Origin of the sequence: Pseudochrobactrum algeriensis (assembly GCF_018436245.1) — a bacterium.
Taxonomy (GTDB): domain Bacteria; phylum Pseudomonadota; class Alphaproteobacteria; order Rhizobiales; family Rhizobiaceae; genus Pseudochrobactrum; species Pseudochrobactrum saccharolyticum.
In genome coordinates this window covers 2,868,742-2,889,590 of sequence record NZ_CP075361.1, presented here as the reverse complement: position 1 = coordinate 2,889,590, position 20,849 = coordinate 2,868,742, and the positions used below count along the sequence as shown (strand labels likewise).

23 protein-coding genes, 1 pseudogene and 1 riboswitch are annotated in these 20,849 nt (G+C 51.8%); of the genes and pseudogenes, 12 read left to right on the top strand and 12 right to left on the bottom strand.

Features of this window, described 5'->3' with window-relative positions; genetic code table 11:
• Positions 1 to 405 precede the first annotated feature (405 nt).
• Together KHQ09_RS15435 and KHQ09_RS15430 are read left to right on the top strand one after the other, a co-directional pair.
• Positions 406 to 984 carry a CarD family transcriptional regulator gene (locus KHQ09_RS15435; RefSeq protein ID WP_028233395.1) on the top strand — a complete coding sequence of 193 codons (579 nt, stop codon included), beginning with the start codon at positions 406 to 408 and terminating at the stop codon, positions 982 to 984.
• Positions 985 to 1,279: 295 nt separating this feature from the next.
• Positions 1,280 to 2,185: an RNA polymerase factor sigma-32 gene (locus KHQ09_RS15430; RefSeq protein ID WP_213599153.1), complete on the top strand. Its 906-nt coding sequence runs from the start codon at positions 1,280 to 1,282 to the stop codon at positions 2,183 to 2,185.
• Between the two features lie 68 nt (positions 2,186 to 2,253).
• Here the strand turns inward: KHQ09_RS15430 and pyk are convergent, their stop codons facing one another.
• The 3 genes and pseudogenes from pyk to KHQ09_RS15415 form a co-directional block, all read right to left on the bottom strand.
• Positions 2,254 to 3,690 carry a pyruvate kinase gene (gene pyk, locus KHQ09_RS15425; RefSeq protein WP_213599152.1) on the bottom strand — a complete coding sequence of 479 codons (1,437 nt, stop codon included), beginning with the start codon at positions 3,688 to 3,690 and terminating at the stop codon, positions 2,254 to 2,256.
• Positions 3,687 to 4,079, bottom strand: a pseudogene (locus KHQ09_RS15420) (DUF1036 domain-containing protein); the annotation flags it as partial. The pseudogene KHQ09_RS15420 and the gene pyk, both read right to left, overlap by 4 nt.
• A gap of 108 nt (positions 4,080 to 4,187) precedes the next feature.
• Positions 4,188 to 4,493: a hypothetical protein gene (locus KHQ09_RS15415; protein WP_213599151.1), complete on the bottom strand. Its 306-nt coding sequence runs from the start codon at positions 4,491 to 4,493 to the stop codon at positions 4,188 to 4,190.
• Positions 4,494 to 4,785: 292 nt separating this feature from the next.
• On the opposite strand from KHQ09_RS15415, the gene KHQ09_RS15410 reads away from it, so the two are divergent.
• From KHQ09_RS15410 to KHQ09_RS15400, 3 genes are all read left to right on the top strand, one after another.
• Positions 4,786 to 5,583: an N-formylglutamate amidohydrolase gene (locus KHQ09_RS15410; RefSeq protein WP_213599150.1), complete on the top strand. Its 798-nt coding sequence runs from the start codon at positions 4,786 to 4,788 to the stop codon at positions 5,581 to 5,583.
• 18 nt (positions 5,584 to 5,601) lie between these two features.
• Positions 5,602 to 5,907 carry a DUF1244 domain-containing protein gene (locus tag KHQ09_RS15405; protein WP_116089071.1) on the top strand — a complete coding sequence of 102 codons (306 nt, stop codon included), beginning with the start codon at positions 5,602 to 5,604 and terminating at the stop codon, positions 5,905 to 5,907.
• Between the two features lie 162 nt (positions 5,908 to 6,069).
• A complete protein-coding gene (locus KHQ09_RS15400) occupies positions 6,070 to 6,339 on the top strand; it encodes a DUF2312 domain-containing protein (protein ID WP_075657274.1) in 270 nt (89 codons plus the stop codon).
• A 62-nt stretch (positions 6,340 to 6,401) separates the two neighbouring features.
• Here KHQ09_RS15400 and KHQ09_RS15395 read toward each other — a convergent pair whose 3' ends face one another.
• Positions 6,402 to 6,755 carry a DUF1428 domain-containing protein gene (locus tag KHQ09_RS15395; protein WP_022709937.1) on the bottom strand — a complete coding sequence of 118 codons (354 nt, stop codon included), beginning with the start codon at positions 6,753 to 6,755 and terminating at the stop codon, positions 6,402 to 6,404.
• A gap of 72 nt (positions 6,756 to 6,827) precedes the next feature.
• On the opposite strand from KHQ09_RS15395, the gene KHQ09_RS15390 reads away from it, so the two are divergent.
• Positions 6,828 to 7,283 (top strand): MarR family winged helix-turn-helix transcriptional regulator, encoded by a 456-nt coding sequence (locus KHQ09_RS15390; protein ID WP_213599148.1) that lies wholly within the window; start codon positions 6,828 to 6,830, stop codon positions 7,281 to 7,283.
• 111 nt (positions 7,284 to 7,394) lie between these two features.
• Positions 7,395 to 8,342, top strand: coding sequence for an aldo/keto reductase (locus KHQ09_RS15385; RefSeq protein ID WP_213599146.1), 948 nt, complete (start codon positions 7,395 to 7,397; stop codon positions 8,340 to 8,342).
• A 64-nt stretch (positions 8,343 to 8,406) separates the two neighbouring features.
• Here the strand turns inward: KHQ09_RS15385 and KHQ09_RS15380 are convergent, their stop codons facing one another.
• The 3 genes from KHQ09_RS15380 to KHQ09_RS15370 all read right to left on the bottom strand — a co-directional run bounded on the left by KHQ09_RS15380 (position 8,407) and on the right by KHQ09_RS15370 (position 11,415).
• Positions 8,407 to 10,218, bottom strand: a complete 1,812-nt coding sequence (locus tag KHQ09_RS15380) for an ABC-F family ATP-binding cassette domain-containing protein (protein WP_022709940.1) — start codon at positions 10,216 to 10,218, stop codon at positions 8,407 to 8,409.
• 160 nt (positions 10,219 to 10,378) lie between these two features.
• Complete coding sequence (locus tag KHQ09_RS15375) at positions 10,379 to 10,663, bottom strand: glycine zipper domain-containing protein (RefSeq protein ID WP_075657278.1); 285 nt, start codon at positions 10,661 to 10,663, stop codon at positions 10,379 to 10,381.
• A gap of 110 nt (positions 10,664 to 10,773) precedes the next feature.
• Complete coding sequence (locus KHQ09_RS15370; RefSeq protein WP_151160266.1) at positions 10,774 to 11,415, bottom strand: thiamine diphosphokinase; 642 nt, start codon at positions 11,413 to 11,415, stop codon at positions 10,774 to 10,776.
• Between the two features lie 185 nt (positions 11,416 to 11,600).
• Positions 11,601 to 11,710, top strand: a riboswitch (TPP riboswitch).
• 61 nt (positions 11,711 to 11,771) lie between these two features.
• Here KHQ09_RS15370 and thiB point away from each other — a divergent pair.
• The 4 genes from thiB (at position 11,772) to KHQ09_RS15350 (ending at position 17,091) form a co-directional block, all read left to right on the top strand.
• Positions 11,772 to 12,779, top strand: a complete 1,008-nt coding sequence (gene thiB, locus KHQ09_RS15365) for a thiamine ABC transporter substrate binding subunit (RefSeq protein WP_420801455.1) — start codon at positions 11,772 to 11,774, stop codon at positions 12,777 to 12,779.
• 70 nt (positions 12,780 to 12,849) lie between these two features.
• The gene (thiP, locus tag KHQ09_RS15360; RefSeq protein WP_213599144.1) at positions 12,850 to 14,496 is read left to right on the top strand and encodes a thiamine/thiamine pyrophosphate ABC transporter permease; all 1,647 of its coding nucleotides are present in this window, start codon (positions 12,850 to 12,852) and stop codon (positions 14,494 to 14,496) included.
• Positions 14,493 to 15,227: a thiamine ABC transporter ATP-binding protein gene (locus KHQ09_RS15355; RefSeq protein WP_213599142.1), complete on the top strand. Its 735-nt coding sequence runs from the start codon at positions 14,493 to 14,495 to the stop codon at positions 15,225 to 15,227. Before thiP ends, KHQ09_RS15355 begins: the two co-directional genes overlap by 4 nt.
• A 358-nt stretch (positions 15,228 to 15,585) precedes the next feature.
• On the top strand, positions 15,586 to 17,091 hold the full coding sequence (locus tag KHQ09_RS15350; RefSeq protein WP_213600045.1) for a M48 family metalloprotease: 1,506 nt from the start codon (positions 15,586 to 15,588) through the stop codon (positions 17,089 to 17,091).
• Between the two features lie 40 nt (positions 17,092 to 17,131).
• Here the strand turns inward: KHQ09_RS15350 and KHQ09_RS15345 are convergent, their stop codons facing one another.
• The 5 genes from KHQ09_RS15345 to KHQ09_RS15325 form a co-directional block, all read right to left on the bottom strand.
• On the bottom strand, positions 17,132 to 17,857 hold the full coding sequence (locus tag KHQ09_RS15345) for a tetratricopeptide repeat protein (RefSeq protein ID WP_213599140.1): 726 nt from the start codon (positions 17,855 to 17,857) through the stop codon (positions 17,132 to 17,134).
• 143 nt (positions 17,858 to 18,000) lie between these two features.
• A complete protein-coding gene (ykgO, locus tag KHQ09_RS15340) occupies positions 18,001 to 18,126 on the bottom strand; it encodes a type B 50S ribosomal protein L36 (protein ID WP_075657282.1) in 126 nt (41 codons plus the stop codon).
• Positions 18,127 to 18,368: 242 nt separating this feature from the next.
• A complete protein-coding gene (locus KHQ09_RS15335) occupies positions 18,369 to 19,442 on the bottom strand; it encodes a 5-(carboxyamino)imidazole ribonucleotide synthase (protein WP_213599138.1) in 1,074 nt (357 codons plus the stop codon).
• A gap of 3 nt (positions 19,443 to 19,445) precedes the next feature.
• Positions 19,446 to 19,952, bottom strand: a complete 507-nt coding sequence (gene purE, locus KHQ09_RS15330; RefSeq protein ID WP_213599136.1) for a 5-(carboxyamino)imidazole ribonucleotide mutase — start codon at positions 19,950 to 19,952, stop codon at positions 19,446 to 19,448.
• 120 nt (positions 19,953 to 20,072) lie between these two features.
• Positions 20,073 to 20,276 carry a YdcH family protein gene (locus KHQ09_RS15325; RefSeq protein ID WP_033315775.1) on the bottom strand — a complete coding sequence of 68 codons (204 nt, stop codon included), beginning with the start codon at positions 20,274 to 20,276 and terminating at the stop codon, positions 20,073 to 20,075.
• A 334-nt stretch (positions 20,277 to 20,610) separates the two neighbouring features.
• Here KHQ09_RS15325 and KHQ09_RS15320 point away from each other — a divergent pair, with 334 nt between their 5' ends.
• Positions 20,611 to 20,793: a YdcH family protein gene (locus KHQ09_RS15320; RefSeq protein ID WP_028233180.1), complete on the top strand. Its 183-nt coding sequence runs from the start codon at positions 20,611 to 20,613 to the stop codon at positions 20,791 to 20,793.
• The last annotated feature ends 56 nt before the right edge of the window (positions 20,794 to 20,849 follow it).

Below are 20,849 nucleotides of genomic sequence, written 5' to 3'. Positions count from 1 at the left end.
TCAGCCCTGTCAATTAACGGTTTATTAACACAAATCGCCCGGTCAGGCGGCTTGTGACGGCATTTTGTTGATTCTGCCGGTTTTTTGTGTTACTGTCCACGATAATGTCGATGAGCAGGCGTCATTTCGTGGCGGCTACAGGTATTCACTGAAAGGCTGATATAAATTACAGGCTGAAATAGTGCCGGGGCAAGTTTGTTTTTAAATTTTGCTCCCACCGTTTATCCTGTGATTTTTTTTGCTTAAGTTTTGCCTCAGCATCCCTTTTACATTCTGTTTCGGCACTTGTTTTAATCAGCTGTTATGCCCGTTCCGTTTCCCGCGGGGCTGGTCGCAGGACTGATTGTATCACCGCGTGTAAACCGGCGCTCCAGGTGCCGGACACTACAGGGAGTATTGAAGCGTATGTCATCCCAGCAGAAGAAGGCCGCCGTCCGTCAGGGTTTTAAGACGGGTGAGTCGATTGTGTATCCGTCGCATGGTGTGGGACAGATCGTTGCAATCGAAGAGCAGGAAGTTGCAGGCATGAAGCTTGAGCTTTTTGTTATTGATTTCGATAAAGATAAGATGCGCCTTAAAGTGCCGGTGGCTAAAGCGGCTACCATTGGTATGCGTAAATTGTCAGAAGGTGATTTCGTAGAACGCGCCTTGAAAGTCTTGCAGGGTCGTGCCCGTATCAAGCGCACCATGTGGTCGCGCCGGGCTCAGGAATATGATGCAAAAATCAATTCCGGTGATCTGATTTCCATTGCAGAAGTCGTGCGTGATCTTTTCCGTGCAGAAAACCAGCCGGAACAGTCTTATTCCGAGCGTCAGCTTTATGAAGCAGCTCTGGATCGTATGGCGCGTGAAGTGGCAGCTGTAAACAAGCTGTCTGATACAGAATCTGTACGCCTCATTGAAGCTAATCTGGCTAAAGGACCGAAACGCGGTGCGAAGACTGATGAAGCTGAAGTTGAGGATGATGAAGCCGAAGCTGCATAATTTTACGCAACTCAGGCTGAAATATAGTCCTTTATAACAATAACGCCGTTCTGTTCACTCAGAGCGGCGTTATTGTTTTATGTATATTTTCGCTACTAGTAATGATTGCACAGCATGTATCTGCTCTGAAGCATGTGCTGGAGTACAAAAAATGTTTTTCAAGCTCTCTGTTCAAAAAAATCATAAAATTAGCAGAAGATGAAGGAACCGGCCTTCCATTGATGCGTTTAACTCCTAGCGGATAACGTGATCCTCATAAGCAGGTTGCGTTGATATTTTCGTTATGGAGATTGAAATGAAGCCTGTAGCGTCCTCCTCCACCGAAGTTACGAAACGTACCGTCTCTTTTGTATCCTCCAGAAATCTTATTCGCAGTGCTATGTCCGCGCCTTATCTTGAACGGGAACAGGAGCAGGCACTTGTTCAGCGCTGGAAAGAGCAGGGCGATCAGCATGCGCTGGATGAAATTACCTCATCCCATATGCGGCTGGTGATTTCCACCGCCGGACGGTTCCGCAAATTTGATTTGCCGATGGCCGATCTCATACAGGAAGGGACAGTGGGGCTTATGGAGGCTGCTTTCCGCTTTGAACCGGAGCGCGAGGTGCGTTTTTCCACCTATGCGATCTGGTGGATCAGAGCATCGATACAGGATTATATTCTGCGCAATTGGTCGATTGTTCGTGGCGGTACAAGTTCAACGCAGAAAGCTTTGTTTTTCAATTTGCGTCGCTTGCGTGCCAAACTGGTGCAGAGCAATGAAACCCTGTCGAAGCGCGAATTATATACCCGCATTTCCGATCAGCTCGGCGTGTCTGAAAAAGATGTGGAACTGATGGATTCCAGATTATCCGGCCCCGACAGTTCTTTAAGTATGACTGTTTCGCCGGATGACAGCAGCAGCGCGGAGAAGATTGATTTTCTGGTCGACGATCACCCGCTGCAGGATGAAATTGTTGAGAATACGATCGACAGCGAGCGACGTGTCAGCTGGCTGAAACAGGCATTATCTGTACTCAATGATCGCGAATTGCGTATTATCCGCGAGCGTCGTTTGAAAGATGATGCCGTGACACTGGAAATGCTGGGAGAAAAACTTGGTATTTCTAAAGAACGTGTCCGCCAGATTGAAAACCGTGCTTTGGAAAAACTGCGGGCTGCGTTGCTTTCCCAGAATGGTATTGCAGCCTATCACGCCTGAGCACTACCAATGTGCTTATAAAAAGCCCGCTTTAAAGCGGGCTTTTTCTTTTCAGATTGTAGATGTCATCAGATGCCTGTCAGGCCGTCCATACCGATATAGGCAATGCGCAGCATATTGGTGTTGCCAGGAGTTCTGAGCGGCACGCCGACAGTGATAATCACGCGATCACCCGGTTTAGCGAACTCTTCCCGATGGGCAATATGACAGGCGCGGTTGACCACATCATCCAGATCACGCGCATCTTCAGTCACCACGCAATGCAGCCCCCAGACGATCGACAGACGACGTGCTGTCTCAACGACCGGTGACAGGGCAATAATCGGCGTTAGCGGGCGCTCACGCGACGCTCTGAGGCCTGTGGTGCCCGATGAAGTATAGCAGATGATCGCCGAAAGGTTCAGCGTGGTAGCAATCTGGCGGGCTGCCAGCGATACCGCATCGGCACCGGTTGCTTCCGGTTCGGAACGCTGATTATTGACGATGGACGGATAATTCGGGTCGCGTTCCACTTTCTCGGCAATACGCGCCATGGTCGCAACCGCTTCCACCGGATAATCACCGGCGGCAGATTCCGCAGACAGCATCACCGCATCGGCACCATCAAACACGGCAGTTGCCACGTCGGAGACTTCTGCACGGGTTGGCACCGGAGCTGTAATCATGGATTCCAGCATCTGGGTGGCAACCACAACCGGCTTACCGGCTTTGCGGCAGGCACGCACGATCTGTTTCTGAATGCCCGGAACGCTTTCCAGCGGCATTTCCACACCGAGATCACCACGGGCAACCATCAGCGCATCCGACAATTCGATGATTTCATCGAGACGGGTAACAGCCTGCGGCTTTTCAATCTTGGACATCAGGGCAACACGGCCACGGGCAATCTTGCGGACTTCCGCCAGATCTTCCGGTCGCTGAATGAAGGACAGGGCTACCCAGTCAATATCCTCCAACAACACAGCATCAAGATCGCGGCGGTCTTTTTCCGTCAATGCACCAACCGGCAATGTCGTATCCGGCAGGCTTACGCCTTTGCGGTCAGAGATTTTAGTGCCGGAAACAACTTTGCAGCGGATGGATTTGCCGTCACTGGCTTCGGCCAGCAATGCCAGACGACCATCATCAATCAGCAGACGGTCACCAGCCTGTACGGCCTGCAGAATTTCCGGATGCGGCAGGAAAACACGATTTTCATCGCCCAGTGTCTCATCATCATCAAGCGTGAAAATCTGACCCGGTGTGAGTTCGACTTTACCGTCTTTGAATTTACCGACACGCAGTTTCGGGCCCTGCAAATCTGCGAGAATACCGATCGGGCGTCCGAGTTTGCGCTCTACATTGCGGATGCGGCGCACCAGCTCACGCATCAGATCGTGATCGGCATGGCTCATATTGATGCGGAAGACATCGGCACCAGCCGCGAATAATTTCTCAATAACCGCTTCATCCGAAGATGCGGGCCCAAGTGTTGCGAGGATCTTTACCTTACGCGCACGTCTCATTGGTGATTGGTTCCTGTCACTGTGGCATTGCCGGCCGGTGCATCATCAGTCAGCTGCACCATCCAACTTGATTGTTCGCCCGTATCATATTCCTGAAAACCGGAGCGCTGATAACCGCGGGCAAAACAGTCATTCACGCCGTTAATTTTAAATTCGTTTTCAGCCACACACATATTGACCTTGCCGTCCCAGCGGCCGCCGCCTTCTGAATCCTCAGCATAAACATAGTAATAGCGTGAGGTCAGCGGGCCTTCGATCAGGGTCTTGCAGCTTGATCCGTTAATATGCCACCAGCCTTCCGTGATCCATCCGCTCTTGGCACGATAGCCGATTGCGACACCGACAAGATTTTGCGTCGAATTACAAACGCGAAAATCGGCACGGGCTTCAGGTGCGGAAAAGATAACAGAAATCAATGTGACCGAAACAAAAGCCAGACAATAGAACAAGGTAGAATGAAGACGCATCCGCCAGAACCTTTCAGCGCACGGTACTGCTTAAATATGACAGCAAGGTGTAACAGCCTGACCATTACCACCGGACTGCATCTTTTGTTCGGCTCTGTTTCGGGCAGAAACAAATGATACAGCACTGTAAACAACCGGGTTGCGGCACCGTATCTGCTTCACCATGAAAATGCGATGCCGTAAAGCCGCATAATTCACGCAAGTTGCAGGCAGACTCAAGAGCCTGAGGTCAGTTTTCCGCTGTAAATCAGAACTAATTGCAAAATAGCCTGCCTTGCCGGTCAAGCCGCTATCGGCAACCTTTGCAATCATCTCCGGCAGATAGTGACGGATCACAGTCTGAAAAATACCTCCTGTTTTGCGAATTCAGTGGTTTTCAGTTGTCGCAATTATAATCAAATCGATTTAATTGCTGTTTTGTCTATAGCCCACACTCCGACCGGATACTAGAGCGTATCGCGTTTAATTATATCCGCTGCGCGTGCTCTATCTTTTTGTTTTTACGTCTATCCATTTGAGCCAGACATGCTCTGGCCTATCTTGCGAGACAGAGCGCCGGTCACAAATGGCTCGCAATTCCTTGCAATCTATTTATATGTTGATCATCCAATCCATAGCCGGAAACGAGATGACAGGTTTTTCCCCTTTTGAGACCATTGACGGTGATTTTGCGCAAGGTCTGCTGCTGATTGCCGATCACGCCAGCCGTGCAGTGCCTGAGGATTATGGCACGCTCGGGCTGGAACCGCGTGTTTTTGAGCGCCATATCGCCTATGATATCGGCGTTGATATGCTGACCAGAGCGCTGGCAGCAAAGCTGAACAGTCCGGCTGTGCTCGGCGGGTTTTCGCGGCTGCTGATTGATCCGAACCGCGGTGAGGATGATCCGACGCTGATTATGCAGCTGTCTGACGGTGCTGTTATTCCAGCCAATTATCCGATGCGGGCTGAAGAGCGCGAAAACCGGCTAAATCGCTTTTATCGCCCCTATCACAATGCTGTTGATGCAGCCTGCAAACAGATGCTGCAAGCTGCCGGACGTGCACCTTTTGTCGTTTCCGTTCATTCCTATACACCGGTCTGGAAAACCATACCGCGTCCGTGGCAGGTTGCATTGCTCTGGGATAAAGATGACCGGGCGATTACGCCGCTTCTGTCGATGTTGCGTGAAGATGGCACATTATCTGTCGGCGACAATGAGCCCTATGACGGCGCTCTGCGTAATGACACATTGTTCCGCCATTGTACCGCTAAAGGCTATGCCAATGTGCTGATTGAAGTGCGGCAGGATCTGATTGCGACGCCGGAAGGTGTGAAGGTTTGGGCTGAACGCCTTGCGCCGATGCTGACACATATCAATATGATGGATGGTATTCACGATACCCGACATTATGGTTCACGCACCGGTTTCGTTGAACGGGGTTGAGCTGCGAAAGGAAATTGCATGACAAATATTACTGATAATCAGCGTCTGGCCTATGAGGCTGCCGCTTTTCGCAAGCTGGTTGAGCATTTACGCAACCGCACCGATGTTCAGAATATCGATATGATGAACCTGACCGGTTTTTGCCGTAACTGCCTGTCCAACTGGTTTCAGGAAGCCGCCAATGCCGACGGTAATGCGCTGACCAAAGACGAAGCACGCGCCGAGATCTACGGCATGCCTTATGATGAATGGCGGGAAAAATATCAGACACCGGCCAGTCAGGCGCAGCAGGATGCTTTTTCTGCACGAAAACCAAGCCACTAACAGATATTTTAACCAGTATCTTACCGCTTAGCGGCTAGTTTAGATTTCAAGATTCTTAAATCCATTGCTTGACCATGCGCTGCATGTGAGGCAACCAAGACCACCTGTTTTAAGACCTGCGACTCGCCCGGCGTTTCATATGGTCTTGTCTATAATCGGAGAATGATATTGAGCGACGATATTACCGGCGACAGCGCCCAGTCCATTGCAGTCGGCCAGCTGCGTGCATTTATTGAACGTATTGAACGTCTGGAAGAAGAAAAGAAAACCATCTCTGATGATATCAAAGAGGTTTTCGCTGAGCTGAAAGGCTCCGGCTTTGACTCCAAAGCCGTACGCACCATCATCCGCCTGCGTAAGAAAGAAGCGCATGAGCGTCAGGAAGAAGAAGCGATGATTCAGCTTTATATGGACGCGCTCGGCATGAGCTGATTTCAGCACCGCTGAAACAAAAAGGGGGCTTTCGCCCCCTTTTTTATTGCTAAAAATCAGCGTTAAACATCAAGCAGTTTTTCAAAACCACCATAGATCATCCGCTTGCCGTCAAAAGGCATGGATTCACCCATCGCCTGCATGCGGGGATCTTCCATCATTTTCTTCCAGGTTGTATCGCGCACAGTTTTGTTCGGAAATTCAATCCAGCTGAACACAATAATTTCGCCGTCTTTGGCTTGCACGGAACGACGGAAATCCGTCAGCTTGCCATCCGGCACATCATCGCCCCAGCACTCAACAATGCGGGTGGCGCCAAATTCTTTAAAAATCACAGCCGCTTCAGCTGCATGTTTACGGTAGTCTTCTTTGCGGTTTTCCGGAACAGAAGCGACAAAACCCTCGACATATCCCATTTTCATTCTCCTCCTTGTGGGCAACCTTATTCTTGCGTTGACTTAATATGTTGATATCAACATAATTGTAAAATGTCAATGAATGTACCATTTTCGACCACATTGGAAGTCCGTGATACATGTTTGTGCCTGCACGCACAGCGCGCAGCCCGTGCTTTAGCCCGTTATTTTGACGATGCTTTGAGGCCTTTCGGACTGACAAACGGCCAGTTTTCTTTGCTGATGGCTTTAAACAGGCCTGAACCGCCATCCATCGCACCGGTTGCCCAATTGCTGGCCATGGATCGCACGACTTTAACGGCCGCACTTAAACCGCTTCAGAAAAAAGCACTGATAGAAATTATACCAGATGCTACCGACCGACGCAGCCGTTTATTGTTGCTGACTCCAAAAGGTTTAGCTCTGCTGGCAGAAGCAGTTCCTGTCTGGCGGCAGACCCACGCAGAACTGGAAAACAATCTTCTGAATGGTAACGGCGATTTTTTACGCTCTATGTTGCTCAGCCTTGGGAACATCACTCCGGCATAAAACACAAAGCTGTGTTATCAGAATAGTTTGCCATGCTTTTTCTTTCCCTCCGCATCTTTTTGGTCATAATTCATTGCGAACGAATAATGCATATCCTGCGGAGGAAACGGAATGCGCTTGAAACAACTTGGACGGTCAGATTTACAGGTTTCACCTTTCTGCTTCGGCGGCAATGTGTTCGGCTGGACAGCCGATGAAACTACATCTTTTGCCTTACTCGACCGTCTGCTCGATGCCGGCTTGACATTTATTGATACGGCCAATGTCTATTCCCGCTGGGTAGAGGGGCATAAGGGCGGTGAATCGGAAACCGTTATCGGCAACTGGCTAAAAAGCCGTGGCAGTCGTGACAAGATGATCATTGCCACCAAGGTCGGTGCCGATATGGGCGAAGGCTTTACCATGGCGCCTGCCCATATTCGTGAATGTGTTGACGCTTCGCTCAAGCGCTTGCAGACAGATTATATTGATCTCTACCAGTCGCATTATGATGATCCGAATACGCCGTTTGAGGATGTCCTCGGTACATTTCAGGATTTGATCAAGGCCGGTAAAGTCCGTGCAATCGGTGCGTCCAATATCACCGGCGAGCGCCTGCAAAATGCATTGGAAATTTCAGAGAAACATAATCTGCCGCGTTATGACTCATTGCAGCCGCTGTATAATCTTTATGACCGCAAAGATTATGAAACCACGCTGGAACCGGTTGTGAGCGCCAATCAGGTTGGCGTTATTCCTTATTATACGCTGGCGGCCGGTTTCCTCACGGGGAAATATCGCAGCGAGAAAGATCTGGGCATCAGCCCGCGTGGTAACAGGGTCGGCACCAGCTATCTCAATGAACGCGGATTGAAGATTCTGGAAGCGATGGATCAGGTGGCTGAACGCTATAGCGTGACGGTGGCGCAGATTGCGGTTGCATGGATGATGGCTCAGCCGTCAATCACTGCGCCGATTTCCAGCGCCACCAAGATTGAGCAATTGGAAGAGCTGATTAAAGCGACTCAGCTGGCGCTCGATCAGGTTGCATTGGATGTTCTGAACAAGGCCAGCGCATAAAACAAAAAATCCTGCCTGAAAGATGTTTCAGGCAGGCTTTCATCATTTCAGTGCGAAGGAAAAATCAGCCTTCAATTTCCTCACGCAGCATTTCCAGTTCAAGCCATTCTTCTTCATGGGCTTCATTCTCGCTACGTTTCTTTTCAATCTCAGCAGCGATCTTGGCAAACTGCGCAGGATCTTTGGTATAAAGTGCCGGATCAGCCATTTTCGCCTCAAGTGCTGTAATTTCAGCACTCAGCTTTTCCATCTTCGCCGGTAGCGTTTCCAGCGCAAATTTCTGTTTATAGGACAGTTTGCGCTTTTCATCGCGTTTTGGTGCGGGTGCAGCTTCAGCCTTGTCACTACCTGCGGGTGCAGCAGATTTTACCTGACGGCGTGCCAGTGCGGTTTCTTTGCGCTGCGCCATCATATCCGCATAACCACCAGCATATTGCAGCCAGCGCCCGTCACCTTCCGGTGCAATCACTGATGTTACCGTGCGGTCGAGAAAATCACGGTCGTGGCTCACCAGAATAACGGTGCCTGCAAAACCGGACACAAGTTCCTGCAACAGATCCAGCGTTTCCATATCCAGATCGTTGGTCGGCTCGTCGAGGATCAGCAGGTTGGCCGGACGGGACAAGACGCGCGCCAGCATCAGACGTGCGCGCTCACCGCCGGATAATTCACGGATTGGCGTGCGTGCCTGTTCCGGCTGAAACAGGAAGTCTTTCATATAGGAGACTACATGGCGCTGCTCGCCATTCACTACCAGCGATTCACCGCGCCCGTCGGTCAGATAATGCGACAGGGTTTCATCGGGATTGAGCTCACGCTTCTGATCCAGCTCGGCAAAATCCAGATTAACACCGAGACGGATTGTGCCGGAATCCGGTTCAAGTTTACCGGTCAGCATCGACAGTAATGTGGTTTTGCCTGCACCATTTGGCCCGACAAGACCGATACGGTCACCGCGATTGACGCGAATGGAGAAATCCTTGACCAGCACACGCTCATCATAGGCTTTGCTGATCTTATCTGCTTCAATTACCAGCTTGCCGGATTCTTTCACATCGCTGGCCTGCAGCGTTGCCACGCCTTGCGCATGGCGATGGGTGCGGAATTCATGGCGCATTGTATGCAGCTCGCCAAGGCGGCGCATATTGCGCTTGCGGCGGGCAGTCACGCCATAACGCAACCAATGTTCTTCCCGGACGATCTGACGGCCGAGTTTCTGATGATCGCGCTCTTCTTCTTCCAGAACTTTGTCGCGCCATTCTTCAAAATGCGCGAAGCCCTGTTCAATACGACGCGTCACACCGCGATCCAGCCAGATCGTGGCGCGGCTGACATTTTCCAGAAAACGACGGTCATGGGAAATCAGCACAATCGCCGAGCGGATCTGGCGCAGTTCCTGTTCCAGCCATTCAATCGTTGCGAGATCGAGATGGTTGGTCGGTTCATCCAGCAGCAACACATCCGGCTGCGGGGCAATGACCCGTGCCAGCGCTGCACGACGTGCTTCACCGCCGGAAAGCTGCTCCGGTGTTTCATCACCGGTCAGCCCCAGATTTTCCAGAAGATAGGCCACGCGATACGGATCATCAGTCGGGCCGAGACCTGCTTCCACATAATCACGCACATTGGCAAAACCATCCATATCCGGTGCCTGTGCCAGATAACGAATGGTTGCGGAAGGGTGGCGGAAAACTTCGCCGCCGGTCGGTTCAACCATACCGGCTGCAATTTTCAACAGTGTGGATTTGCCGGAGCCGTTACGCCCGACCAACGCAATCCGCTCTCCTTCGCTGATCGACAGGCCTGCATCCTCCAGCAGCGGTGTGCCGCCAAAAGTCAGGCTGATCTGGTCAAGTCGGAGAAGAGGAGGAGCCATGGATAATTACGCTTTAAAAAGAGAGGCCGAAGATTGTTACTGCTCATTACTGCATATTGCTGCAAACAGGAACCCTCGCGGCAAATTTCCTGAGCTTGATACGAGGGCATAAAAAAACAGGCCGGAAACCGGCCTGTTTTTAAATTCAATTTTGTAACTATTAGTTACAAGGCGCTTCGTAAACGCGGCCGTAATTGTCGCGGTAGCGGCAATACTGAACGCCGTTACGGGTCTGTGCTGCACCGAGCAGCGTACCGGCAACCGCACCGATTGCAGCACCGGTCAGGGCGCCACGGCCGTTACCGCCAATTGCGCCACCGGCAAGCGCGCCGAGTGCTGCGCCGCCCACACCGTAACCGGCGGTGCGCTGTTCGCCTGTTGTACAGGCAACAGTCGAAAACGCGAGCACTGCTGTTACTGCGATCATAGAAAGACGTGATTTCATCTAAAGTTACTCCCGTTGAGGCTACTCACTTGCCATAATCTCCTGCATTTTATAGCAAAAAGAAGACGGCAACTATCAAAACAATTTACAGGTTTTTACGTTCAGTCACATCAGATTGAATCAATGGCAGGCGATGCGACTAAAATTGCCGCGCCTCCACCTAACGTCACTGTTAAGTTTTCTTTTACCCTATTTGAAAGCGTTAAAGAAGAGCCAAACGGTACAGTCACATTATCCAGCGGCCATTCGGCGCCGGAAATTGATAATCTGGTTAATGTCTCAAAGCCCAGAATACTGAATAATGTTTCTTCCGGCAGGTCAAAACCGGTTTTTCCGTAGATCAGCGGTGTTGCTTCCTCGTGACCGCTGGAGAGAAATATTTTACGTCCTGTATGTGCCTGCGCTACTGCCATGCTGAGATGCAGAAATGTGTGGTCGGTGCGTTCACCGCCGAAAGCACCGGCTAAAATCACTTCTGTTGCACCGCGCTCATAGGCTTCATGCAATGCCAGCTCGCCATCGGTCATATTCTTTGCAACGGGAAAGACCTGCCGCTCAATGTGTCCATATTGTGCGGCCAGTGCTGTATCAGTGGAATCAAAGTCGCCGAGCCATAATTCCGGCACCACGCCAAGGCCGGCCGCATGGCGCATACCGCTGTCTGCCGCCAAGACGCGTGCACCGGAAATTTGCTTTTTCAGCCGCGAAGTGACGGTCAGATCACCGCCGAGAAGAATGAGAAATTTTGACATGGTGCTGCATATCACGCTGTTTCACAGACCGGAAGTCTGGAGCGTGTCGCGTTTAATCATACCCACTGCGTTCGCTCCGGATTTTTTAATTGTCGCATGGTCGCAGCAGCTTAAATGAAACCATTTGAGCCCGACATGCTCTAACAATCCTCTTGCTCCGTGACGCTGTTTTATCCTATTGTCCGCTCGCTCTAACGGGGTGCCTTCGGTTTCGGAGGCTGAGAGGCCGGTCTCCGGCTAACCCGCTGAACCTGATCCGGTTTGTACCGGCGGAGGGATTAGATGCTGTCCGGCTTCCGGCGCTCAATCCTTGGATCAATTCATAACCAGAGGAGAGCCCGCGCGGCTGTTATCTCATGCTTATCAGAAATCTACTTCTCACAACCGGTCTTCTGTCCGTTTTAAGCCTCGGTGCAAGTGCAGTACAGGCTCAGGATCTGACCATCTATACCTATGACAGTTTTACATCTGACTGGGGTCCGGGTCCGAAGGTTAAAGAGAATTTTGAAAAATCCTGCGGCTGCACTGTCAATTTTGTCGCTGTTGCCGATGGTGTGGCTTTGCTCAACCGCCTGAAACTGGAAGGCAAATCCACCAAGGCCGATATTGTTCTGGGGCTTGATACCAATCTTATCAATGATGCCAAAGCCTCCGGCCTGTTCGCCCCGCACGGATTGAGTGATGTGAAAAGCAATGTGCCTGACAATTTTCAGGACGATGTTTTCCTGCCTTATGATTACAGTTATTTCGCTGTGATCTATGACAGCGAGAAGATGAAAAATCCGCCGAAATCCATGGCCGAACTGATTGACGGTGATGCTTCGCAAAAGATCATTCTGATGGATCCGCGCACATCCACACCGGGTCTGGGCATGATGCTCTGGGTGAAGGATCTCTATGGCGATAAGGCTGCGGAACAGTGGCAAAAGCTTAGCAAACGTGTGCTGACAGTTACACCGGGCTGGTCTGAGGGCTATGGTCTGTTCACCAAAGGTGAGGCACCGATGGTGCTGTCCTATACGACTTCTGCCGCCTATCACATGATCTCGGATAAAACCGAGCGCTATAAAGCAGTGACTTTTGAGGAAGGTAATTATCTCCAGATTGAACTGGCCGGCCAGACGATAAACGGTGCTAAAAACCCGCGCGCTGCAGAGTTTCTGAAATTCATGACCACAGCCGGTTTTCAGGATGTTATCCCGCAGACCAACTGGATGTATCCTGCCTATGACACTTCTGCGCCGCTCGATGCGGCTTTTGATGCTCTGCCAAAACCGGATAAGAGCTTGCTGATTGCTTCTGAAACCGTTGCACAAAACCGCAAAGCATGGGTTGATGAGTGGCTGAAAGCTATGAGCCGCTAAGGCACAACTGTTTCTGAGCTCAACATGACTGCTTCCGCCGCAACGTGCGGCGGGGCATTTACGGAGAATTATGCAGGCCTTCCGTTTTAAAACTGTCTCAGGCTTTATCGCGCTGATGCTGCTGCTGGTTCTGACCGGCGGCGCTTTGCTGTCACTTGGTATTCAGGGGCTGCAATCCGATAGCGATGCACTTGCAGCTTTTGACAGTTATTTGTGGAATATTACGCGTTTTACGCTGCTGCAGGCGCTGTTGTCAGTTCTGCTTTCAGTGCTGTTTGCACTGCCGGTAGCCCGTGCACTCCATGCCAATACGGCATTTCGCGGCCGCAAATTACTGCTGCGCTTTTTCGCTGTGCCTTTGACTTTGCCGTCCTTGGTCGCCGTCTTCGGCATTACCAGTATTTACGGGCGCAATGGCTTTATCGCGCAGGGCAGTACGGCTTTAGGTCTGCCGCTGATACCGGATATTTACGGGCTGACCGGTATTTTGCTGGCGCATGTGTTTTTTAATATGCCGCTTGCTGTACGTTTGCTGCTGGCCAGTCTCGAATCCATTCCGCAAGATTACTGGAAACTCTCAGCGCAATTGGGTATGGGCAGTTTTGCCCGTTTCCGGCTGATCGAATGGCCGGTGATCGCCCGAAACCTGAGTGGTATTGCAGGGCTGATCTTCATGCTCTGCGCCAGTTCCTTCACCATCGTGCTGACCTTGGGCGGAGGCCCCCGCGCAACCACGCTGGAGGTCGCTATCTATCAGGCACTGCATTTCGATTTTGATCTGGCGCGTGCTGTTGCCCTCACGCTTACCCAGCTGCTGCTGACTATTGGCGTTTTATGCCTGCTGCGTCTGACCGGCAAGCCGACAGAAGAGGGGCTGTCGCTGGTCACGACCAACCGTGATTATATTCACCACGGCAGATGGTCGAAAATCTCATCAGGTATCATTATCCTCATTGCCACCTTGTTCATTGCTTTGCCTGTTTTGGGGATGGTTCTGTCCGGTCTGGGTTCTGATCTGTGGCGTTTGCTGAATGAAACCGTGGTGCAGCAGGCAATTATCACCTCGCTTTTGCTGGCTTTTGGCGCAGCCAGTCTTTGTGTCGTGTTGTCGCTTACGCTGGTCACCGCACGCGAATTTAGCGCCGCACAAAATCTGAAATCGCCGCACCGGCTGCGCAGCTTTTTCACCACCGCGCTCGACAGCGGTTCCAGTCTGGTGCTGATCATTCCGCCGATTGTCATCGGTGCAGGTTGGTTCATATTGCTGCGCCAGTTCACCGATGTGTTCACGCTCGCGCCTTTCATGGTCATTGCGGTGAATGGTGTTATGGCTATGCCTTTCGCGGTGCGCTTGCTGCGCCCTGCATGGGACAGTGCAGCGGCACAGAATAACCGGCTCTGCACGTCGCTCGGTATCAACGGGCTCAACCGTCTGCGTCTGATCGACTGGCCGGTCATCCGCCGTCCGCTTATCCTGAGCTTTATCTTTGCCATGGCACTGTCTATGGGCGATCTCGGCACGATTGCTCTTTTCGGCAGCGATGCGGTGCAAACCTTGCCTTATCTTCTGCTGCAGCGCATGGGCAGCTATCGTACCAGTGACGCGGCAGGCCTTGCCCTGATCCTTGCCGCTATCTGCTTTGCACTGATGCTTATCACTGATAAAACCGGCAGCCGGATCAATTCAGGCAAATCTACTGAGCGGAATGCCTCATGACACGACATAATGCTGCAATTACTCTCGACAATGTTCGTTTCTCCTTTGGGGTGACAGACATGCTGTTTAACCTGCATTTAAAGGCCGGTGAAACCGGTGTGATTGTGGGGCCGAGCGGTTCAGGCAAGTCGACACTGCTCAATCTGGTTGCCGGTTTTGAAACGCCGCTATCCGGCCGCATCCTGATCGGTGACGAGGAAATCAACAGCGAAGCCCCCGCCGGCCGGCCGGTTACGATGGTGTTTCAGGAGAATAATCTGTTCGCGCATCTTGATGTGCGCGCCAATGTCAGCCTTGGCCGGTCACCTGCGCTGAAGCTGAGTGAAGCGGATCATCTTGCGGTGCAGAATGCCATTGATCGTGTGGAGCTGACAGGCAAAGAAAACCGCAAACCGGAAGCGCTTTCCGGTGGCGAGAGGCAGCGTGTTGCGATTGCCCGCGCATTGGTGCGTGATAAGCCTGTTTTGCTGCTGGACGAGGCTTTTGCTTCTCTCGGCCCCGCCTTGCGACAGCAAATGCTGGATCTGATCCGTGAATTGCAACAGGAAACCGGTATTACCATTCTGATGGTGACGCATACGCCGGAAGATGCACTGCGTTTCGATTCAACGCTGTTTTTTCTCAAAGACGGGCAAATCAGAGAGCAGGGTGATGCAGCCATGATGCTCTCGCCCTCCGGCCCTCAGCCCGTGCGTGACTATATGGGCACGTCAGAGCATAAAACATCCTGATTACAATATGATAATCAGATTATCATAGCGAATGACGTGATATTGACACAAAGCATGCGCAGTTAAATGCTCGACTTGAGCCGCCGCCTATGCGGCTGTTCAAGCAATCCGGTGCGGATGCATTACGATCATTTAATGCGACCGGCTCTGGTTAAACAGAGAACCAGCCTATATCTACTAATGATGCAATAGCTGACAATTTGTGAAATACCGCAAAAATCATTTCACTTCTATTCAGAAGAGCATTGTTTATATTGCGGGCAATTCGCTTGCAGACGAGCAGACAGAATCGCTGAACAGGCCGTGCAACCGGCACCGCCAAATCAGCTTTGAAGTAAACGGGGACACGACACTGGATATGCTTTTAAGGGCAGCACGGTTTTCCGCAGCGGAAAAGCCCTCTATTTCTCCAGTTTTCAAACGATCAGCCGCTATTGGTCTGGTCGCGCTTTTATCTGCCTGCCGTACTGTAGATTTCAGTGATCCCGATGTGATTGGCCCGTCGTCCAATCCGGTTACGGTTGCCAATGTCAGCAAGAATGACAAGCTGGCACAGCTTGGCGCGCAGCAGCATCCGCGTATTCTCGCCACCTATGGCGGGGAATATAAAGATGCCAAGCTTGAGCGCATGGTTGCAAAGATCGTCGGCAATCTCACAACGGTTTCTGATAATCCTGACCAGACATACCGTATTACAATTCTCAACAGCCCGAATATCAATGCTTTTGCGCTGCCCGGCGGTTATCTCTATGTGACCCGCGGCTTGCTGGCGCTTGCCAATGATTCATCTGAAGTTGCTGCTGTAATCGCGCATGAGATGGGGCATGTCACGGCCAATCACGGTATTCTGCGACAGGCAAAAGAAGCGGAATCGGTGCTTGCCAAACGCGTTGCCTCCGAGGTGCTGCATGATGATGCGGCCGGTCGTGAGGCGGCAATCCGCAGCAAGCTGCGTCTTGCCCAGTTCTCGCGTAATCAGGAATTACAGGCCGATGCAATCGGCATTAAAATGATCGGCGCTGCGGGTTATGACCCGTTTGCCTCGGCACGTTTTCTGCAGTCGATGGAAGCCTATACGGGGTTCCGCTCTGTCTCCGGTGCGACCGATGCCAGCCTCGACTTTCTGGCCAGCCATCCGGCCACGCCACAGCGCGTTGATCTGGCCATCGGCCATGCACGCCGCATCGGTGCACCGGGTGTCGGCACCACTGACCGCCCTTCATTCCTGAACGGTATTGACGGCCTGCTCTATGGTGACACGCCGCAAGAAGGTTTTGTACGTGAGCGCACTTTTATTCACCCGAAACTCGGTGTGACTTTCAGTGTTCCGCAGGGCTTTACGATTGATAATTCAGCCAGTGCCGTTATGGCCAGCGGTCCGGGTGAACTGGCTATCCGTTTTGACGGTGCAGCGCTGCCGCAGGGCGGCGATCTTGCAGCCTATTTGCGCAGCGGATGGGTGACAGGTCTTGATGAGCAGTCTGTGCAGACAACCACCATCAATGGTTTGCCTGCAGCCACTGCGCGTGCCAGTGCCGACAAATGGCAGTTTGAAATTGTTGTCATTGCTTCCGGTCAGAAAGTTTATCGCTTCCTCATCGCCGCGCCGAAAAACAGCAGTGCTTTGAGTGCCACGACACAGGCGACCACACAAAGCTTCCGCGTGCTGACACCGGCCGAGCAGGCTGCAGCGAAACCGCTGCGCATCCGTGTGATCAGTGTGAAAGCCGGAGATACGCTGGGCTCACTGGCCAACCGGATGCAGGGAACTGATCGCAAGCTTGATCTCTTCCGCCTTCTGAATGCGCTGCCGAGCGGCGGTACGGTTTCTGCGGGCGACCGTGTGAAAATCATCAGCGAATAAGCAAAAAGCCCGCTTTAAAGCGGGCTTTTTTAATGCGGGTTCAGAGGGCGGTATCGCTGTCAGCTTCAGTGAGCTTCAGCATTTCATCCTGCGCTTCTTTCATCATCGGATAAACACTCAAAGCCTGTTCATAGAGCCGGAGAGCACCTTTGCGATTTCCGGTTTCGCGCAGCAAAGTTGCATAATTGATGAGAACATCAAAATTGCGCGGCTCTAAAATCATTGCCTGTCTGATGTCATTGAGGGCAGGAGCCAGCTCGTTGCGGCGCAGATGCAAGCGGGCGCGCAATTGCCAGACCGTTGCATTGTCAGGGCGCTGTGCCATCACCTCGTCAATATAATCCTGCGCCTCGGCCTCGCGGGACTGGTTGAGGGCGGTTTCAGCCCAGCGCAGCATCAGATCCAGACTATCGCTGCCGGTGCGCACAAAGCTCTGGCGCAGGCGGCTGGCAATAGCATGGGACTTCTCCGGTGTGGATGCCTTGCGCAAATCCGTGAACAGTTGCTCCTGTTCCTTCCGGCGAGTTTCTGTGAGCGGCCCTGCCATTTCCACATCGGGATTTTTCGGTTTTTCCTTGGCTTTTACCGCCGTGTTGTTGATTGGTGCCGGTTTCGGGGTTTCAGGTATGGTCACGGCAGGCGGCATTGGCTGCGGCTCTGTTTTGCCGGTAGCACTGATATCTTCTGCCGCAACAAAGCCCGCAGCGCCTGTTATCATCAGGACTGATATCAGAGAAACGGTGAGGGAGCTGCGTGTCTTGGTCATAGTGCTATCATAAAGCAGAAACCGGCTGATTAAAGGCATAAAAACAGCGCCGGTAAATTAATACCGGCGCTGTTAAAATTCTCTACAACTTACTGTCTGAAACAACTCTCAGAGCTGTCTCACTCAGCTCATTAACCCCAAGATTAACCTTGGCGGGCTTTAAAGCGAGGAGCAGTTTTGTTGATGATGTATACGCGGCCCTTACGACGAACCAGCTGGCAGTCACGATGACGGCCTTTGAGCGCTTTAAGCGAATTCTTGATCTTCATGTTACTCACCAATGTGTTTGGCCCGAATTGGGCATATTCCTGGAACGTGTCTCATTTCATTAGAAACGCTGCGCTCGTTCCAGCTCTTTGTTTCTATACATGCCTTGTTCCCAAAACCGTTTCCCGTATTTGGGAGCATGTTTCAGAGCGAGCCAAAGAGCACGTTTGAATGGTTGAGGTGAAATAGTCAATGAATGGGTCAATTGTCAACCATTGATGCGCACGGAACCCGCAAAACGGTGTTATTTTCCGTTTTTAATGCGTGTGACATGCCCCATTTTGCGTCCCTCACGTGCTTCGGCCTTGCCATAGAGATGCAGTACCGCATCCGATTCTGCCAGAATCGCCGGAACTTTGAGTACATCATCACCGATCAGGTTTTCCATAACGCAGTCACTGTGACGTCGCGGATCACCGAGCGGCAGGCCGGCCACGGCACGGATATGCTGCTCAAACTGCGAAACAGCACAGGCCGCTTCTGTCCAGTGACCGGAATTATGGACACGCGGTGCAAATTCATTGGCAACGACAGAACCATCCGGCAGAACGAAAAATTCAAAGCCGAGCACACCAACATAATCCAGCGCATGAAGCAGCTTCTGTGCGGCCTCGGTGCAGGCGGCTGCGGTTTCAGAGCTGATTGATGCCGGTATGGTTGAGGTATCGAGAATGCCGTTTTTGTGAACATTTTCTGCAATGTCATAAAGGCGGACATTGCCTGCCTTGTCGCGTGCGGCGATGACAGAAACCTCACGGGTAAATTCCACAAAGCCTTCAAGAATTGCCGGTGCATTTTTAATGGCAGCAATGGCTTCCGCCGCGGCGTCATTATCGAGGCTGTTCAGGCGCACCTGACCTTTGCCGTCATAGCCGAAACGGCGGGTTTTCAGAATGCCGCGCTCGTTCAGCGCGCCAAGCGCTGCGACCAGATCCTGCACATCGTCAACCACACGCCATGGTGCGGTGGCAATGCCGCTCTCATTGAGAAACTGTTTCTCGGCAACGCGATCCTGAGAAATTTCCAGAGCCAGCGGTGGCGGGGAGACAATGTTTTTTGTTGCCAGAAACTGTGCGGCTTCTACCGGCACATTTTCAAATTCATAGGTGATGACATCGCAGGCTTCAGCCAGTTCCAGCAAGGCGGCGCGATCATCATAGGCAGCTACGATCTGGTGATTGGCGACCTGTGCGGCAGGGCAATCCGCCTGCGGTTCCAGAATAATGGTTTTGAAACTCAGGCGCGCTGCCGCCATGGCCAGCATGCGGCCAAGCTGACCGCCGCCGATAATCCCGATTGTTGATCCTGCTTGCAGCATGGCTCAGTCCTCATCTTTCGGGGCGGCAGCCACGGCATCGGTCTGGGCTTTGCGATAGGCATCCAGACGGTCTGCCAGCGGCTTGTCATGCAGTGCGAGAACCGCAGCGGCAAGCAGTGCAGCATTGGTGGCACCGGCATTGCCGATGGCTACTGTGCCGACAGGAATACCCGCAGGCATCTGGACGATGGAAAGCAGCGAGTCCTGACCCGACAGTGCTTTGGACTGTACCGGCACACCAAAGACCGGCAGCGGCGTCATGGATGCAACCATACCCGGCAGATGGGCAGCACCGCCTGCACCGGCGATAATCACATGAAAGCCCTGATCGCGTGCCGTTTTGGCAAATTCAACCATGCGATCCGGCGTGCGGTGCGCAGAAATAATACGGGCATCATAAGCAACCCCCAGCGTATCCAGTACCTGCGCCGCATTGCGCATGGTTGGCCAGTCGGACTGGCTGCCCATAATGATGGCGACTTTCGGGGAAGTTGGAGTGTTATCTGCCATGAAATGTCCTGTCAGGTGCTGGATTTAAAAAATAAAAAATCGGTCAGGCTTCGTAAAAGTCTGCCGGTCTTTTATTTGCTGTGAGAATGTAAAGTGGTCGAGTCGGTTTTGGTGCCGAACTCAGGCAATAATATCCGGAATGATTTTATCTTCCAGCTTGCTCAGCTGATCCTTGATCGCGAGTTTTTTCTTTTTCATGCGCTGAATGCTGAGCTGGTTACAGCCGGTCTGCATCATCGCATTAATGGCAAGATCAAAATCCGTGTGTTCCTGGCGCAACCGTGCAACGGAGAGGCGAATTTCGGCTTGTTCCTGATCGGCCATGGCATATTCCATCTGATCTTGTCTTCACAGCGAGAACAGAACCGCAGACATCTGTATTTATCGCTCACCAATATGGGTTGCGATTTTCACAGAAGCACCGCAGGTCAGTATAATCCGCCCTTTTTCAGCTTTGCCGTAGCACAAATTTGGCAAAGTTGAAATGTGCCAAATATGAATTCGACATTAATCAAATCTCATGCAAGACTGTCATTGTTTTGTCATAGTCTGGTTCGAGGCTGGGAACTGTCACAAGCAGGTTCCTGCAGACCGAACGGGTCTTGGAGCCTGATCCGCTGACAAAATGAGAGTGACGCGTAAATATAAAGGAGAAGCAATAATGGCACTTGAATCCCATCTTGCCTCACTGGAAAAGAAGCATGATGCACTGGAAAAGGAAATTTCCGACGCCGCAGCATTGCCAGCTACTGATACGCTGACGATCGCCGATCTTAAACGCAAAAAGCTGTATCTGAAGGAACAGATAGAAAAGCTTAGGACACAAGTCACCCGACATTAATTACGCTAAACTGTAAAGCACAGTTTCAGACAGAACCGCCGGATGGGCAGGCTCTG